This window comes from Rhizobium sp. BT-226, from assembly GCF_025847085.2.
Taxonomy (GTDB): Bacteria; Pseudomonadota; Alphaproteobacteria; order Rhizobiales; family Rhizobiaceae; genus Rhizobium; species Rhizobium sophorae.
In genome coordinates this window covers 775,678-791,308 of record NZ_JAOYTI010000002.1, presented here as the reverse complement: position 1 = coordinate 791,308, position 15,631 = coordinate 775,678, and the positions used below count along the sequence as shown (strand labels likewise).

General features: G+C 60.5%; 14 protein-coding genes and 1 pseudogene. 4 read left to right on the top strand and 11 right to left on the bottom strand.

The window, feature by feature from the left end; all coding sequences use genetic code 11:
• Window positions 1-89: 89 nt before the first annotated feature.
• A complete protein-coding gene (locus OIU37_RS14180) occupies window positions 90-788 on the top strand; it encodes a TetR/AcrR family transcriptional regulator (protein WP_264257789.1) in 699 nt (232 codons plus the stop codon).
• A gap of 86 nt (window positions 789-874) precedes the next feature.
• On the opposite strand, the gene OIU37_RS14175 is transcribed toward OIU37_RS14180, so the two are convergent.
• The 6 genes from OIU37_RS14175 to OIU37_RS14150 all read right to left on the bottom strand — a co-directional run bounded on the left by OIU37_RS14175 (window position 875) and on the right by OIU37_RS14150 (window position 7,796).
• Window positions 875-1,225, bottom strand: coding sequence for a DUF2200 domain-containing protein (locus tag OIU37_RS14175; RefSeq protein WP_264257788.1), 351 nt, complete (start codon window positions 1,223-1,225; stop codon window positions 875-877).
• Between the two features lie 202 nt (window positions 1,226-1,427).
• Window positions 1,428-2,210 carry a hypothetical protein gene (locus tag OIU37_RS14170; RefSeq protein WP_264257787.1) on the bottom strand — a complete coding sequence of 261 codons (783 nt, stop codon included), beginning with the start codon at window positions 2,208-2,210 and terminating at the stop codon, window positions 1,428-1,430.
• Between the two features lie 208 nt (window positions 2,211-2,418).
• Window positions 2,419-3,921: a DUF1254 domain-containing protein gene (locus OIU37_RS14165; protein ID WP_264257786.1), complete on the bottom strand. Its 1,503-nt coding sequence runs from the start codon at window positions 3,919-3,921 to the stop codon at window positions 2,419-2,421.
• 105 nt (window positions 3,922-4,026) lie between these two features.
• Entirely contained in the window at window positions 4,027-5,049 is a 1,023-nt protein-coding gene (locus OIU37_RS14160) for a HupE/UreJ family protein (RefSeq protein WP_264257785.1), read from the bottom strand.
• Window positions 5,046-5,903 (bottom strand): peptidylprolyl isomerase, encoded by an 858-nt coding sequence (locus OIU37_RS14155; protein ID WP_264257784.1) that lies wholly within the window; start codon window positions 5,901-5,903, stop codon window positions 5,046-5,048. Before OIU37_RS14155 ends, OIU37_RS14160 begins: the two co-directional genes overlap by 4 nt.
• Before the next feature lie 12 nt (window positions 5,904-5,915).
• Window positions 5,916-7,796: a DUF3604 domain-containing protein gene (locus tag OIU37_RS14150; RefSeq protein ID WP_264258488.1), complete on the bottom strand. Its 1,881-nt coding sequence runs from the start codon at window positions 7,794-7,796 to the stop codon at window positions 5,916-5,918.
• A gap of 334 nt (window positions 7,797-8,130) precedes the next feature.
• Between OIU37_RS14150 and OIU37_RS14145 the strand changes: the two genes are divergently transcribed.
• Window positions 8,131-9,147: a helix-turn-helix domain-containing protein gene (locus OIU37_RS14145; RefSeq protein ID WP_264257783.1), complete on the top strand. Its 1,017-nt coding sequence runs from the start codon at window positions 8,131-8,133 to the stop codon at window positions 9,145-9,147.
• Here OIU37_RS14145 and OIU37_RS14140 read toward each other — a convergent pair.
• From OIU37_RS14140 to OIU37_RS14120, 5 genes and pseudogenes are all read right to left on the bottom strand, one after another.
• On the bottom strand, window positions 9,111-9,536 hold the full coding sequence (locus OIU37_RS14140; RefSeq protein WP_264258487.1) for a transporter: 426 nt from the start codon (window positions 9,534-9,536) through the stop codon (window positions 9,111-9,113). The two genes, OIU37_RS14145 and OIU37_RS14140, sit on opposite strands and share 37 nt — an antisense overlap.
• A 44-nt stretch (window positions 9,537-9,580) precedes the next feature.
• Window positions 9,581-9,661, bottom strand: a pseudogene (locus OIU37_RS14135) (DUF2200 family protein); the annotation flags it as partial.
• 743 nt (window positions 9,662-10,404) lie between these two features.
• Window positions 10,405-11,832: a TRAP transporter large permease subunit gene (locus OIU37_RS14130; protein ID WP_020047374.1), complete on the bottom strand. Its 1,428-nt coding sequence runs from the start codon at window positions 11,830-11,832 to the stop codon at window positions 10,405-10,407.
• The gene (locus OIU37_RS14125; protein WP_011649261.1) at window positions 11,829-12,476 is read right to left on the bottom strand and encodes a TRAP transporter small permease subunit; all 648 of its coding nucleotides are present in this window, start codon (window positions 12,474-12,476) and stop codon (window positions 11,829-11,831) included. Before OIU37_RS14125 ends, OIU37_RS14130 begins: the two co-directional genes overlap by 4 nt.
• A gap of 58 nt (window positions 12,477-12,534) precedes the next feature.
• Window positions 12,535-13,665 (bottom strand): TRAP transporter substrate-binding protein, encoded by a 1,131-nt coding sequence (locus OIU37_RS14120; RefSeq protein WP_264257781.1) that lies wholly within the window; start codon window positions 13,663-13,665, stop codon window positions 12,535-12,537.
• Window positions 13,666-14,296: 631 nt separating this feature from the next.
• Between OIU37_RS14120 and OIU37_RS14115 the strand changes: the two genes are divergently transcribed.
• Entirely contained in the window at window positions 14,297-14,923 is a 627-nt protein-coding gene (locus OIU37_RS14115; protein WP_264257780.1) for a bifunctional 2-polyprenyl-6-hydroxyphenol methylase/3-demethylubiquinol 3-O-methyltransferase UbiG, read from the top strand.
• A 187-nt stretch (window positions 14,924-15,110) separates the two neighbouring features.
• Window positions 15,111-15,620, top strand: coding sequence for an AAA family ATPase (locus tag OIU37_RS14110; RefSeq protein ID WP_264257779.1), 510 nt, complete (start codon window positions 15,111-15,113; stop codon window positions 15,618-15,620).
• Window positions 15,621-15,631 lie beyond the last annotated feature (11 nt).

Here is a 15,631-nt window from a genome sequence, read left to right as displayed (position 1 = left end):
CATCGTACAGCGTACGAGTCAATCGGTCAGCATCGACATTCCCGGCATTGTCGGCTTAGATCGACGTTCTGATCAGTAAAGGAAGACGAATGGCAGCCAAACGCAGGGGCGCTGAGAGCAAAGGGTCTGGACGGAGAAATGCGTCACCTCAGTCCGGGCAGGAGCCGCGCAGCGAACCGCCTCTCTCCCTGGAGCGGATCGTGGCGACCGCGGTGGAGCTGCTGGACGCCGAGGGCGTCGACGGATTGAAGATGCGCCGGCTGGCCGATCGCCTCGGCGCGGGCGCGATGAGCCTCTATTGGCACGTCGGCAACAAGGAGGAGGTCTTCGATTTGGCGCTGGATTCGGTGCTCGAATATCGCGGACCGTCTGACATCGTCGAGCCTCGAGACTGGCGTGGGGACGTCGTGCATATGCTCGAAGACTGGCGCGCCAGCATGCTGCGCCATCCCTGGTCGGCATCGCTGCTGCCGCGCCGGGCGCTCGGCCCGAACATCCTCAGTCGCCTGGAACTGCTGAGCAAGACCCTGTCCGGCGCCGGTGTCGCTGATACGGATTTGAACGTCGCGATATGGTCGCTCTGGAACTATGTGATTGGCGCGACCATCACCCGGGCGAACTTCGATCTCTCGGAAGACGACAGGGCGGCCGCGCAGCAGCGTCTGACAGGCCTCAGCCAGCATTATCCGACGATCGAACGCTCCCGTCTGCTGCTGGACAATGATTGGGACGGCGCTTTCAGGAAGGGCCTCGACTTCCTGCTTGATGGTCTTGCTCCGCGGCAGTGAACATTCGTCATTCCCGGACGAGACCGGTGCCGGCTTCTGCGCGCGTGTCGTGCGTGATCGCCGGCACCGTCCGACACGGCTCCCGCCTATTTCCGCAGGATTTTCTCCATCGCTTTCCCCTTGGCGAGTTCGTCGATCATTTTGTCCAGATAGCGGATTTCCCGCATCGTCGTTTCCTGGATGTCTTCCACGCGCACGCCGCAGATCACGCCTGTAATCGACGATCGGGAGGGATTCATCTGAGGCGCTTGCGCAAAGAAATCCTCGAAGTTGGTCTTCGCAGCCAACTGATCGTCCAGGCTCTGCTGGCTATGCCCCGTCAGCCAACGGATGATTTCATCGACCTCTGCCTTCGTCCGCCCCTTCTTCTCTGCCTTGGCGACATAGTGAGGATAGACGCTCGCGACGCTGATGGAATAGATACGATGCTTCGTCATGCGTGCTCCTCAACGTTTTCCGGCTCGAGATAGCTGACTTCAAGACCTCAACAAATGGCCCGTTAACGGGCAACGCTTCCGTTGTTGCGCGGGCGCTAAGATTGGCCCGCCAGCGTATGGGCCGAAAGGAGGGTTACGCAGCGGCGTTTCGAGTGCTCGGTCGCATCAGAAGCCTCCTGTCGCCAAGCCGCATTCGCGCTCCTTAGAAATGGATCGCGACACCTATGATCGGACCCTGCTGGACGATGTCGAAGACGAACCCGTCGTTGTCGTAGTTCACGCCGAGCGCGCGATATCCGGCGACGGCAGATATCGTGTCCGTGAACTTGTAGCCGACCGCCAACGCGACATCCCAGTCGACATCCGCACCACCCGCACCGACCAGACCCCATCCAGTAAGGTAGACCTCCGGCGTGAAAAAGTAGTTGCCACGAACACCCGCCATACCGTCGACCCAGGTCGCGCTGTCGCTTCTCTCGATACCGTCCAAGATACCTCCATTGAAGGAGATATCGGTGTCGACGGACCACACCCTGACGCCGGCGACGACGTCCAGGTGTCCTGACTGGTCTTCGAGAATCGAGTATCCGACGCCGAGAAGCCCGGCGAATGTCTTCGACGTGATGTCGATGCTATCGGCCAGGATGCCCCTCCGCGTGTCGCCGTCCGCCCCGAGCTTTGTGTAGATGATGTCGCCGAAGACGCTGAAGCGGTCATAACGGGCTTCACCCGCAGCCATGAACGCGAAATCGAGATTTCGCAGGATATCGGTGAAGCTGGAATCGATATGGACTTCGGGCAGGCCAAACTGGCCGATGTCGCCGGAAATCCCGGCTCCCCAGAAATAGGGTGCGACGGTAAAGGTCCAGCCGCTCGGCGTCTCGACCACGGCGACGTCGGGCGCAAGCGGTGTCGGATCGGCAGCCTTGCCCGGCGATGCGAAGGCGACCATTGCGACGGTCGCCAGTGCTAGAATTATTTTCATACCGATCTCCCTGGATTGCTTTGGTAATACTCGTTGGATGCCGCAAACTCGTCCCGCCGAACGTCGGTGGCAGCGCCAAATTGGTTGGACGCCGTCTTGCGGGACGGTATCAGGTTTCCGCTCGGGAAGCGCCGCGCTGCTTCTGATGGCCCAGTGGCATTGGAAGCGCGGCGATGTTCATAAGCCAGTGGCTGTATTTCGTCTTGCGTCATTTCACCAACTCGATGTCCGGCAGCTTCCACGTCCCGTCGAATAGGCCTGCCTTGGGTCCGTAGAAGCGGAACATCGGATAGAAGCCCTTGCCGGGGACGGTCTCGATCCAGTTGGCTTCCGAGCCCGCGGGGGCGCTTCCGGCGGGTCCGAAGTAAAGATCGATAGAGCCGTCCGCGTTGGTATTGAGCTTATCTTGAGAGAAGCGAGCCGAATCGTTGGGCGCGTTCTGGATCATCGAGCGTGTCGCGGTGTCGTAGAGCGTCAGCGACCAGAACTGCTCGGCCGGAGGATTTGCAGGTACGTGCAGCCGGTACGACTTTCCACCATCGAGGCGGTTGCCGTCCTTGTCCTTGAATGCCTGGACGTAGTTTCCGCCAGGAGCGGCTTTCATGACGCCGAGAGCGGGCGTTGTATAGATCGCGCCGTAGGTGTAGTGCAGGCGTTCATCGATCTGGCCGTACGTATCGGTCTTTTGAACGGGATTCACCTGGAACACCCAGTGCCACTTCGACCCGGGGAATGGCTCGACTCCGAGACCTTCCCCAACCCGGTGGAATCGGTCGGGTCCTTCGAACAGCATCACGCGGCCCATGGCATCGCCCATCTGTGCGGCCTCTTCGAGGATGGCCTTTTGCCGCGCGTCGGGTTTGAACTCCTTGCCCTTCTCGATGCCCAGCGGCTTCAGCATGGCCATGTAGAACAGGTCGCGCTCCTGAACGGGGTTGTTGTTGATGAACGCCGAAAGCAGCTCCCAGAACGCCATCCCCATCGGCGGGGTCGTGTCCATGACTTTTCCCGACATGGACACGAACTTGTTGGGCTTGGGATTGCTGCTTTCGCTCAGGGGATAAACCTTGACCCGCTTGACATTCTCGACGGCGGCATCCTTGTCGTTGTTTAGAACGATGCCACGGATCATGACGTTGTAGTTGTTCATCGTACCCTGAAGAATGAAATATCCGGTCTGAGGAACATCGCCCTTGTATCCAGGTGGAAGGAGGAGAAATTTCCCGCCCTTCCCGGCATCGGGTCCGGGTATGCCGACGTCGGCAAGTGATCTCTGCCAGAAGTCGTCGATGATTCCGGCGATCGCTCCGGGCGGGTTCTCGACGACGATCGGTCCCGACTTCCCGAGATCCACGTTGGTATAGGCGTAGATGGTGGTGTCGTTCGCTGTGAGCCAGCGGCCCTTTGGGTCGGCGTAGTTGTCGGCGATGACCATGTCGATGAGATCAGCACCGAGGTCGCGTTTGGTCCCGATGCGAATAGCCTCGAATGAAACCGCCGGATAGGCCCACAAGTAAGCCTGCACGGCCCGCTGGTAGTCGATCTCGTCGAAGACCTTTTGCGTGGTCTCCTCGGTTGGAAACCCCTGCTCGAACTGGAGATTGCCGATACGGCTGTTCACGCTGTCGGGCGTCTGCGCTTGCGCGCTCGTGACACTCAGCGCGCCGACAATTGCGGCGGCGATGAGGCGCTCTTTGTAGTTTGTTGTCATGGCGTTGATCCTCCCATGGACCGTGGCTCGTCGCATGATTTCTTGTCGAACCACACTGCAGCGGTGAATAGAACCGGAACAATCTGGTTGGCGGGCCTTCTTCACCTACGCCCAGAACCCTCCGACCCTCTCGATCAGCCAAAACGCGGCGATGCCGCCGATGCAGTAAGCAGTTGCCACCCGAGCCCACGCGTGTGGTGCGCGGCCATGTTGCGATCGAAAGACCCTGATCGAGAGCCGTCCCAGAATCGCAAACGTCGCCAGGACGGTTGCCGCGAAGGCGAGTTGTCCTAATTCCACTCCGATGTTGAAGAACAGCAGCGCGGCCGGGATGGCATGATGCGGCAGGCCGATTTCGCTGAGCGCTCCGGCAAAGCCAAGCCCGTGCAGAAGGCCGAACGCAAAAGCTACGAGCCAGGGTAAACGAGCGGTGAGGTTAGCCTCTTTTGCCTGTCGCGACTTCACAATCTCGACCGCGACCAGCACGATGCTGAGCGCGATCGCAGCCTCGACTGGCGGACCGGGAACATTGAGGTAGCCGAGCGTCGCTGCGCCAAGCGTGATGCTGTGCGCGACCGTGAATGCAGTGATCGTGATGGCAATGCGCTTCCAGCTTCCAGCCAGCAGGATGAGCGCCAGCACGAACAGCAGATGGTCGACACCGAAAAGTATGTGCTCGATGCCCAGCCAGACATAGGTGGCGCCCACCTGCTGCCAGCCGGTAGCCGCCGGTACCGCCCAGGAGGGGTTGGCCGGCGTTAGGCGCGCGGTGCTGACTTCGCCGCTCAGCCTCTCCACGCGCAGGAGGACGTCCGTGCGGCTTTCGGGCAACCCGTCGAACGCAATGGTTTCGCCGGCGAAGCCCGTCGGTGCGTGCACCGTCCATCGCTCAATGTAGGCGTCGTTGAGAATGGCGCCTTCGTGCGGCGTCGCCTCGACCGCGCTCAGCGGCAATCGGGGATAGACCGCCAGCCTGCGTTCACCCATTGCCGGCGCCTTCCAGAGCACCGCGTAGATCGCGGGCGCACTCTCGGTGATGGACAGGTACGCAGGTCTGAGGTCATGCGCATGAGCATGGCCGGAAATAAAGGTCAGCGCGACCCAAAGGACGATGAGGAGTCGGATCACGGCACGACCTCGGCTCGTCGTTCCTCGATCGCCCCGGCAGGGGTGGTCTCCATCTTCACCACATAGAGCGAGCGAAACCGTTGGTACAGTGCCTCGTTGGCGACGACTTTTCGGGCATGCAGCCACTCTCGCCGCGCCGCCCCACGGACGTCCTCAAGGGGAGGCTCCCGTGCTTCGACGCGCGCGGTCACGCGAACCAGGTGTGTGCCGTAAGCCGAGGTGACGGGACCGCTCCATCCGCCCGGGGCTATCTTGTCGATACCCACGGCGAATTCCTCGCCGAATGCCTGCGCCACGGCCGACCTCGAAACATCGCGGAACTCGGTTCCTGCCATCAACTCGCTGCCGACGGTTGACGCCTCCACGGTTCCCGCATTCAAATCCAGCAGCAGGCGGTTCAGCCCGTCCGCATCCGGAACCCCGCCTGCCGGGAAGTAAATCTGGTCGAAGGAGACACGAGCCTCGCTGCGGAACCAGTCGGGATGCTCCCCGACGAATGTCTGCAATTCGGCGTCGGTCGGCTCGACGTCTGCCGCCTGTTCCGCGACGAACTCCATCTTCTGCCGGATCCGCCGTCGAACCACGGCATCGTCCTTGTCGAGGCCCATCGCCACGCCCTGGCGGTAGAGAACCTCGTCACGGATGTGTTCGTTCACCAGTGCATCCAGTTCCTTTGCGGTCGGCGGCCGCTGCCAAGTTCGGCTGAAGATCGCGGCGAGGCTGCCGATCTGGCCGGAGCTGACGACGATTTCGTCGGATGCGGGCGACTTGCCCCCATCCGCGAGCCGGAACACGCCGAAGATGGCTGCGCCGATGACGAGGAAGTGGAGAAGAGGTTCCCGGAGGAATTTCACGGTCCCCTCCATTCAACGTGGCGTGTACCAGATAGGCGAGGTGTAGGCGCGCTCCTGACCGAACATCGGCACGCCGTCTGGCAGCTTGACTCCGAAGCGCACCGCGTCATAGGCGGTCCACCGCGGCGTCGGGATTTCGAGCACGCGTGCGTAATAGACCGCCCGCAGTGCCGGATCGAAATCCGGGTCCGTCCACGTTTTGATCAGCTCGGACGCGCCAATCGTATTTGTCCAGGTGGCCGTTGCAACGTCGACAGTATTGCCAACCGGCGGCAGTTTACCGTCCGCGCCGGGGACCCGGCCGTCCGACCACACCACGTCGTAAACCTTTTCTTGGCGAGCGCCGGCCGCGTCGACCCAGCCCTTGACGATCTGTATGCGATCGAGATTCCCGCCGAGCGGGTCCTTGAGCGCCGCCATCAGGAAAGTAGGAGCCTTGCCCGCGGGTGCGGCACGAAGGTCGCCACCCATCGGCACGCCCTTGCTGTAACCTGCGAAGGCCGGACTGCGCGACTGCGCGTCGGCCTCGGTGAAGTCCCAGCCACCGAAGAAGCGCACGAGCATGCGCGGGCCGGTCGTCCCATAAACTTCCTTGCGGCGCAGGGCGTCCCACAGCGCCTCGCGCGTGTTGTCAGTCGCCCATACGCCGGCATAGCCGGAAGCGACCTGTTGCCACCCCGTGAGGAAGAGGTCGCCATTTCGCATGAATTCGTGTTCAGCACGATGGGGGCTGGGCTCCGAACCTGAATGCTTGCCGAAGAAATTATCTTCCTCGGCAGTGGTGAGTGAAGTGTGGCTGTCGGTCGCGCCGATCATGCCGAACTTGTACGGATTTACCCCGAGCTTCGCTTCAAGCTGCAGTCCGGTCTGCAGCGCCGTGCGCGCATACTCGCTTTGCAGCATCTCGGGCTTCTTCGCCTCGCTGAGGTTGAGGTTGCCTACGTCCCACAGCTCGTAGCCGGCGAATTCGTCGGTGGGTGAAAGATAGGGATGCGCCTCGCCATCACCCTTGATCTGCGTCACTTCGTAGAGCGGCTCCCACCGGGCGCGTGTCTCCGCATACTCCGCCGACAGAGGCTGTCCGGTGGCGGGATTGGTTTCGGTCGGGAACATCCAGCCATTCGAGAGATTGCCGTTGTGCGAGATGGCCAACACCCGTCCGCCGGACTTCTCTTCGTAGGCCGCGAGATGCTTCCAGAGGTCCTCCGGAGTGGTGCTGCCAGCAGGGGGATAGGTCGTGAACGGAAGGGTCTGCTTCGCCTGCTCCCCGCCGTCGCGATAGATCACCACACGATGAAGATTGTTGCCGGGCGGCACCTGCGAGGTCCATTCGTAGCCAATAAAGGCGGTGAAATGTCCCGGCTCATTATATTTTTCCGCCGCGGCAATCATCTGATCCCAGGTCGAGCGATAGCCGTCCGATCCGGGCAGGAACTGCAGTGCCGGGGGAAAAGTGCCGCGCGAGAAGTTGTCGATGATCTCGAGCGCCGCCTTCACGCCCTCTTCGCCCCCTGCTTGAACCATGTCGTACCATTTTCGCCCGGTCGGGTCGGCGAGCATTTCCGGCTTGCCGCCAAAGAGGGCGGGGAAGAAGCCCATATTGTCGGAATGGTCGGTGATGGCCAGAAAATCCAGCGGCCGCGAGAGCTTCACGCGCTGGCCGCCCGACGCGGTCAGTTCCTCGCCGCGGGCGAAACGGTAGGCTTCGTCGTAGCCGAGCCGGTTGCCGAAGGCGCCGGCGTCCATCGAGGCGCTGGTGTGAAGATGCGTGTCGCCCCAGAAGACGCGGCTCGGGAAGTTGCGGCCCGCATAAGGCGAATAGCCAGGCGGCTTGCTGGGAAGGACGGTTGACGGAGTAATCGTACCGATGTCGGTGGTCGTCGACTGCGCCATTGCGGGTGATGCGATGAGCAGGCACGCGATCGCGACAGCATCGCGCAACGGCCTCGCCCCTCGCCGGCCATGTCCGATGACAACGGTCGACTGTTCCAGTGCTGTGCGCATGGATACCTCCTTATGTGTGGTGTGCATCGCGTTGCCTCCTTCTGATTTGTTTCAGCCATGGCTGAACTGAAGGATCGGGAGTGGATCGACGATACGCTTCACCACGGCGGGCCGCTATCGGAATCCTGCAGCGGCGCGCACCCGCAAATGCCGTTCCGGTAGCCGAGCCGGAGGAGGTCTGATAGTGTTAACGTGGGATAATCCCGCGGGGGGGGGGATGCCAATGGCGGGTCCGGTCGCTCGAGACAATCGTCGGATAGAGATCCTAGCCTCCGTCCAGGCCCGTTATGCGGACTTCGACATGATGGCCGCGAGTGCGATTGGCTGGGATCAGAAATACGACCACATCGGCCGGGGCCGCTTTGAAGGCAGTTTGAGCATGGTCGTCCTCAACACGCTGCAGATTGGGCGAGAACGCTGGAACCCGGGAATTATGCAACGCGGCAGCTCGCCGGCGCGGTGCTGGTTTGTCGGCCTCCCGATCGCCGCAGACGGGTCGCTTCATGTGCGCGGTCGGCAAATTGCGAGCGGTCAACCGGTCTTGGCTGGACCTTGTGACGACATCGCATTTATAGCAAACGGCAACGCCGACCTCGCTCAGGCAGTCATACCCGTCGACCAGATCGAGCATTGGATGCAGGTCCGCAGGGGCTCCGGTGGCCTCGACAGAAAATATCTCGACCGGCCGTTCACAATGTCCGAGCAGGAGATTGTTCGTCGCGGCACCGTTTTGGCAAGACTCCTGCAGACGCTGCTCCGCAACACGGGGGACGATGCTCAGCCCGATGCACTAGCCGCCATCGAAGGCCAAATCGTCGATGTCGTCCTTGGAATGGTGCCGTCGACCGAGGTTGCCGAGCCGCTGCACCGGCGGGCACGCGTCGCCATGAAGTTGAGGGACATGCTCATGGGCCATATTGAGGCGCCCCTGAACGTCAGCGCAATGTGCGAAACGCTGGGGGTGAGGGAGCGCACGCTCTACCTCGCCTGCGTGGAGGCCTTTGGCCGACCGCCGAAAGCCATGTTGCTTGAACTGCGCCTCAACGCCGTGCGCCGGGCTCTTACTCATCCTTCCGCCGAAAGGACCGTTACATCCGTAGCGTCACGGTTCGGCTTCGGGCACTTTGGCGAATTCTCCGGCGAATATAGGAGAAAATTTGGCGAATTGCCCTCGGCCACGCTTACCAACACACTGGGGACAAGTCAGGGGCTGGTCGCGCGGCAGAGGAATCCATGCTGAAAGATGTCGTCGCAGATGAGCCTCAGCGGTCCCCTGCTTTTATTTTCCGCGGGTGAGAATGCCCGCGTCATCCAGACGTTCCAACCTTCGGCACGGTTCTCCGTTCCGAACTCGTAGTAGCCCTTCAGGTTCGCATAACCGTTGGTGGTGTCGTTGACTTCGAAGTTGTAGCCAATCTGCGGGCCGGTATCAAAGACGCGGGATTTGAAGTCCCCGAGCGTAGCACCCGCGCCGCTATCGCCCGTCAACTGCTGGAAGGCGTATCCTACCAGACCGATATGGGTGTGTTCGTTGAGGAACTGCGAGGCCGCCCAGTCGATGTGGGCATCGATGCCGTTCTTGTAGTCGGTCTCCGGATTCTCGAAGTTGTAGGTGAGGCCGCCGGCGATTGAGAACTCACGCCCGGGTCGAGGGGTCGAGATAGGTGTAGCCCGCGCCCCTTCTTCTCTGCCTTGGCGACATAGTGGGGATAGACGCTTGCGACGCTGATGGAATAGATGCGGTGCTTCGTCATCGAATGCTCCTCAACGTTCCAGATATTTTCCGGCTTGAGATAGCTGACTTCAAGTCCTCAACAAGTGGCCGATAATGGGTGAGCTTCCGCGGGCGCGAAGTAGATCAGTGCAAAGGCGACATCTCTACAGCGCCGCGCGTCTTCGACCGGCTTGCACCAACAACAGACATCGGCTCGGCTTGGGTACACGGCCGCTACGGGGCCGACGGCGGACCGTCCGCTGCGAGGACACCTAGCACGAAAGCGGACATGCGAGGCCTCGGTGCGAAGGTCCGGGATCGGCCCGGAGCAGTCGTAAACCACGAGTATGACGTACGGCTCAATTTGGCGCTCATCGCGGACGTCGCGCACCGACGCCTTCTCGACGCGAGTTAACCGGAAGTTCGCGTAACGACGGTGCCTCTTGCTTTCACAGGGAGGGCCATGGGTGATCAATTTCCAAGCCAAGAGCCCGTAGGTCGATGGACGAACGGGCTTTTTGCAGCGGATTGCCGTCACGAAAGGGCGGCGGTTGAACGATTGCAGTCTATCCAGACGATTTCGACGGGCGTCGCCGAAAGAGCTGATCCCAGATGTCGTACCCCGCAGGGACAATCCCGATCAGCAGGGCAGCGGCCAAATCGAACCGTGGAACAAACGCCAGGATGACCGCGCAGAACGCGACAAGCGTCACGAATGCAAATATTGCAAAAAACCGGCTTCTGTTCATCGGTCTATCCTTTCGGAATTGGCCAGACACTGCGTCATCTCTGTACTCCATAGAGTAGATTCGGCAGCATGTAGACGATGCTCGGGAACAGATAGATGACCACCATGCAGAGAATGACGATCAACATATACGGCATCATGCCGCGGAAGATGTCTGTCAGTTTGACATGCGGAGGCGAGACGCCCTTCAAGTAGTATGCCGACATCGCCATGGGTGGTGATAGGAAGGCCGTCTGCAGGTTGATTGCCACGAGGATACCGAAGAACAGCGGATCGATCCCGAAATGCGGCAGCAGCGGAATGAAGATCGGGATGAAGATGACGATGATTTCAGTCCATTCCAAAGGCCAGCCGAGAATGAAGATGATGATCTGGGCCAGGATCAGGAACATCAGCGGCGACATGTCCAGGCCGGTCACGAAGTCACTGATGAACTGTTGGCCGCCGAGATAGGCGAATACCGATGCGAAGGTCGCCGAACCGACGAACAACCAGCAGACCATCGCCGTCGTTCGCGCCGTCAGATACACCGACTCCTTCAGTCGCTGCCAGGTCAGCGCCCGATAGGCCGCAGCAAGCGCCAGTCCCCCCAATGCGCCGATTGCGGCGGCTTCCGACGGCGTTGCCAGGCCAAAGAGAATGGCACCCAGCACCGCAAGAATCAGAAAGGCGAGCGGCGCGAAGGATGTAAGCATCATCCAGGCGAGTTGGACCGGCGTGTGCTCGCCCACATCTTCTTTCGTTGGCCGCGGCGCCAGTTGCGGCTGCAGGATTGCTCGCACCACGACATAGATGAGATAAAACCCGGCCAGGGCGAGGCCGGGCAGGAGCGCCGCCGCATACATTCGGACAACCGAGATCCCGGAGGTGGCCGCATAGACGATCAGCAGGATGGAAGGCGGGATCAGGATCCCGAGCGTGCCGCCCGCGCAGATCACGCCCGTCGCGTAGCGCACGTCATACTTTGCCTTCAGCATCGCTGGTAGGGCGAGCAGTCCCATCAACGTCACCACGGCCCCGACGATGCCGGTTGCCGTGGCAAAGAGTGTGCAGGTGGCGAGGGCAGCGACCGCCATCGAGCCGGGCACCCGGCGCGTGACGCTGAATAGCGTCGAGAACAGCCGATCGACGATGTTGGCTCGCTCGACGATGTAGCCCATGAACAGGAACAGCGGGATAGCCGTCAGCACGTCGTTCTGGATGACCGAGTAGGTCTGGTTGACGAACAGATCGAAGATCCGGTTGTTGAAGAAACCGCCGATCCAGGTCTGCGCCAGTGTAAAGGCATCGCCGCCGGATTCGAGCGCGCGGTCATAGCCGCGCCACATGCGGCCGGCATCGTAATAGGCATAGTATCCGAAGCCGACACCCAGAGCCATCAAGGTGAACGCCACCGGGAAGCCGAGGAAGATAGTGAGGATCAGGATGAGGAGCATCCCGACGGCGATATGTGCGTCCGTCATTGAGCGTCCCGATCCCGTGGTTCACGTCCAGCGTCAAGTTCCCGCGACGGAAGGAAACCCTCGTCCTCGGACTTGAGCACGTCCAGGCTTTTTGTTTCCAGTAGTACCTTTTCCAGTTCTTCGACATCTTCGGCCTGCTTCGGCCATTCGCCCGTCCTTATGCAGAGAATGCAGCGGAAGACCTGCGCCACGCCCTGCAGGAACAGGAGAATGCCGGCGGCGACGATCACGGCCTTGAACTGGAAGATCGGCACACCGGCGGGACTGTTGGAACTGACCTCCAGGTAGCCCCAACTGCGTGCGGCATATTTCCAGCCCGAGAACACCAGCGCGGTTATACCGGGAAAGAAAAAGATGAAGTACAACACCAGTTCCAGCCTGGCCTGCGTGCGCGGTTTCCAGAGCCGGTAGATGAAGTCGCCGCGCACATGGCCATCACGCGAGAGGGTATACGCTCCCGCCATCATGAAGATCGTTCCATAGAGCATGTAGCTCAGATCGAAGGCCCAGGGGGTCGGCGCGCGAAAGAGGTAGCGTGCAACAACCTCATAGCCGACGCCGAAGGCCATGATGAGTATCCCCCACGCGAACACCTTGCCGAACCACGCCGACAAATCGTCGGCGAATGCAATGTAACGGAGCATGCAAGCGCCTCCCTACCTCGATGAGGGACGAGGCCCGGAAATACCGGGCCTTCACCATCTATTTTCCGAGGTTCAATTTTCCGGGGAAATAGTGCTCATAGGCGAGTGCGAGATCGGCGGAGTTCATCAATTCGTAGTACACGACCCTCTCCACCCACTGCCGCTGACTGTCGAGCACCTTCTTCATGAACGCATCCGCTTCAAGCGTGGGGATGATCTCATCCCAGGCCTTCAGTTGCGCATCCAGAATTTCCTTTGGAGTGCGGTGCACGGTCACGCCATGTTCGGCCTGGAGTTTTCGAAGGTCGCTTGAATAGTTGTCCATCGCGGACGCTGTAATCGCCGTGCTCGCTGCCTCCACGCCATATTCCAGGATCGCCTGCAGATCGTCGGGAAGGTCGTCAAACACATCCTTGTTGAAGAGGAACTCGAAAGATTCGCTCGCTTGATGGTAGGACGACAGCATGTAGTTCTTGGCGACATCCTGCGAACCAAACCGTATGTCAGAGGAGGGATTGTTGAACTCGAAGGCGTCGATGACACCTCGCTCCATTGCCGGCACGATCTCGCCGCCCGGAAGTTGAGCGACGCTCATGCCCATATTCTGCATGAGATCGGCGGCGAGCCCGACCGTACGATATTTGAGGCCGTTGATGTCGTTCACGGTCGCGACCGGGTTCTTGAACCAGCCGAACGGCTGCGCGGGCATCGGGAAGCCATAGAAGCCGTAAAGGTTCAGCCCCATGATGTCCTGGGTGAGTTCTCGGTAGAGATCCTTGCCGCCACCTTGATGGAACCATCCGAGCATGGTGGTTGCGCTGCCGCCAAATACCGGCCCGGTACCGAAGAGGGAGGCTGCCTTGTGCTTTCCGTACCAATAGACGGGAACGGTGTGGGCTGCGTCGATCACGCCATCGTTGACGCCGTCGAGCACCTGAAACGCGCCGACGACCGTACCGGCAGGCATTAGTTCGAACTTCAAGCGTCCGCCGGACATTCGTTCGACCCGTTGGACGTACAGGCGGGCAAAATCCATCCAGATGTCCGAGGCGGGCCAGGATGTTTGCATTTTAATGACGGTGGGTGCCTGGGCCAGCACGGCCGGGGCGGCAAGAGCCCCAACTGCGGTTACTCCAACGAGCGTAGAGGCTCCCAGCAACTCTCGACGCGATACTGCCTTTTTGGTCATTGTTCTTCCTCCCTGGATTGTTGTCGAATTCTCCCTGCATTTCCTGGTAGTCTGCTCAGTTGAAGAAGAGGGCTCCCAACCTCTTCGCGATCAGTATCAACAACTGATTGTTCTCATTTGTCAATTATGCACACTTTTTGCAATTCTGACAGACGTTCAAGTGTTGTTGATGACAGCTTGGGGCTGTGGTCCATCCAACGGCCAAGGCACAGTACCGCTACTCCGCGTTGTCCGGACTACCTCAGCTTAGCAAGAAAAAGCTGCTTTCGCCCGTCGACGATGAACTCGAGCCATGTGCTGAACTGGAACCATGTGCTCGTTCTTGATCGCCCTCGTCCCAAGTCGATTAAGCGACGAGAGCCGACGTCCACACATGGCGCACAGATGTCGTCTCGTCAAACCAATGCTATGGCCGCTTTCGGGGAGCGGCAACAATTGCCTCTATGGCCGACAACGGGGAGCATTGCCGTCCGGGAGCATTGGTTCGGTCGGTGGTGTCTCCGACCGCATTTCTGCTAAAGCTGGGAAGCAAATCGCCCGCGATGTCACCAACTGCCGAAGTGTGAAGGGCGCAACGGGCTGATGGGTCTCTTGTTCATCAGGCCTCTTGTCTTGAAGGAGGAGCGATAGGATGAGCACCCACCTGGATACCGTGCGGTCCTATGATAGGGTCGCGGCGGAGTACGCTGCCGAGGCCGCGGCGATGCCCGAATGGGTCGCAACAGAGATCGATGTGTTCGTGACCGAGCTGGGCGGCTCGGGCAGGGTGCTGGAGATCGGAAGCGGTGGTGGGCGAGATGCACTTGAGCTTGAGAAGCGCGGAATGAGCGTCCGGCGCACCGACATTGCAAAGGGTTTCGTCGAACTGCTTCGCGAAAGTGGCTTCGAAGCCGACCTGTTGGACCCGCTGACCGATGACTTGGCCGACCCGCAGCGTCCCGGCACGCCATACGACGGGATCTGGGCCTGTGCCTGCCTGATTCATGTCGCGCGCGAGGATTTCGGCACGGTGCTTGGACGGCTTGCCGAGGCGACCCGAACCGGTGGCCGATTGCACGCCTCGGTTAGAGAGGGCGAAGGCGAGGATGTCTCCACCCACGGCAGTGCCGCAGCGCCCCGGCGCTACGTCGAGACGTACTGGCGCGAGTCTGCCCTGCTCTCCGCACTCACAGACGCCGGCTGGATCGTCAGCGAGGTACGTCGGTGCGTCGGAAAGCCCCATGATCGGTGGCTGAGCGTTCGGGCGAGTCGGGCGTGACCGCACATAGAACTTGCGGGAATGGCTCCGCTAGTTCCAGCGCATCCTCAATATCCACCCCCTTCGGCCAAGGATTGGCCGCGTGGAAAACGTACGTGAGCAGTGAGAGGGGCCGTCAATTCTTTGGCGAAGCGTTCCCAGGTAGAGTGTCTTTTCACCAGATCGAAGTCCATGATAAGCGGCGCCTATGGGAATCAAGAACTATCTGATCGAAGGCGGTTCCGGCACTGGGAAAACGTCTGTCGCTACCGAACTGGAGCGGCGGGGCTACCATGTCGTCCATGGTGATCGGGTGTTGGCCTATGTCGGCGACCCCGAGACGGGCCAGGAGCTCGCAGGACCACCCGAAGGCGCGGACCGCATCGTTTGGGGATACGCCCACTGGATCTGGCGTGTCGACAAGGTCCGCGCTATTGCTGCCGACACCACCCATCCTGCCACTTTCTTCTGTGGCGGCTCGCGCAATTTCCACAAATTCCTGGACCTTTTCGATAAGGTTTTCGTGCTCGACATAGACGTCGAGACCTTGAACCGACGATTGGATGGGCGGCCAAATGAGCCGGGCTTCGAGCCAGCCGAGCGGGCGCTGGTGCTCCGCTACCATCATACCCGGGAATATCTTCCCATCGGCATCAATATCGATACGACGGGTACTGTCCCAAGTGTCGTCGACGATATCCTCGCTCAACTCACCTGACGACCGATGAG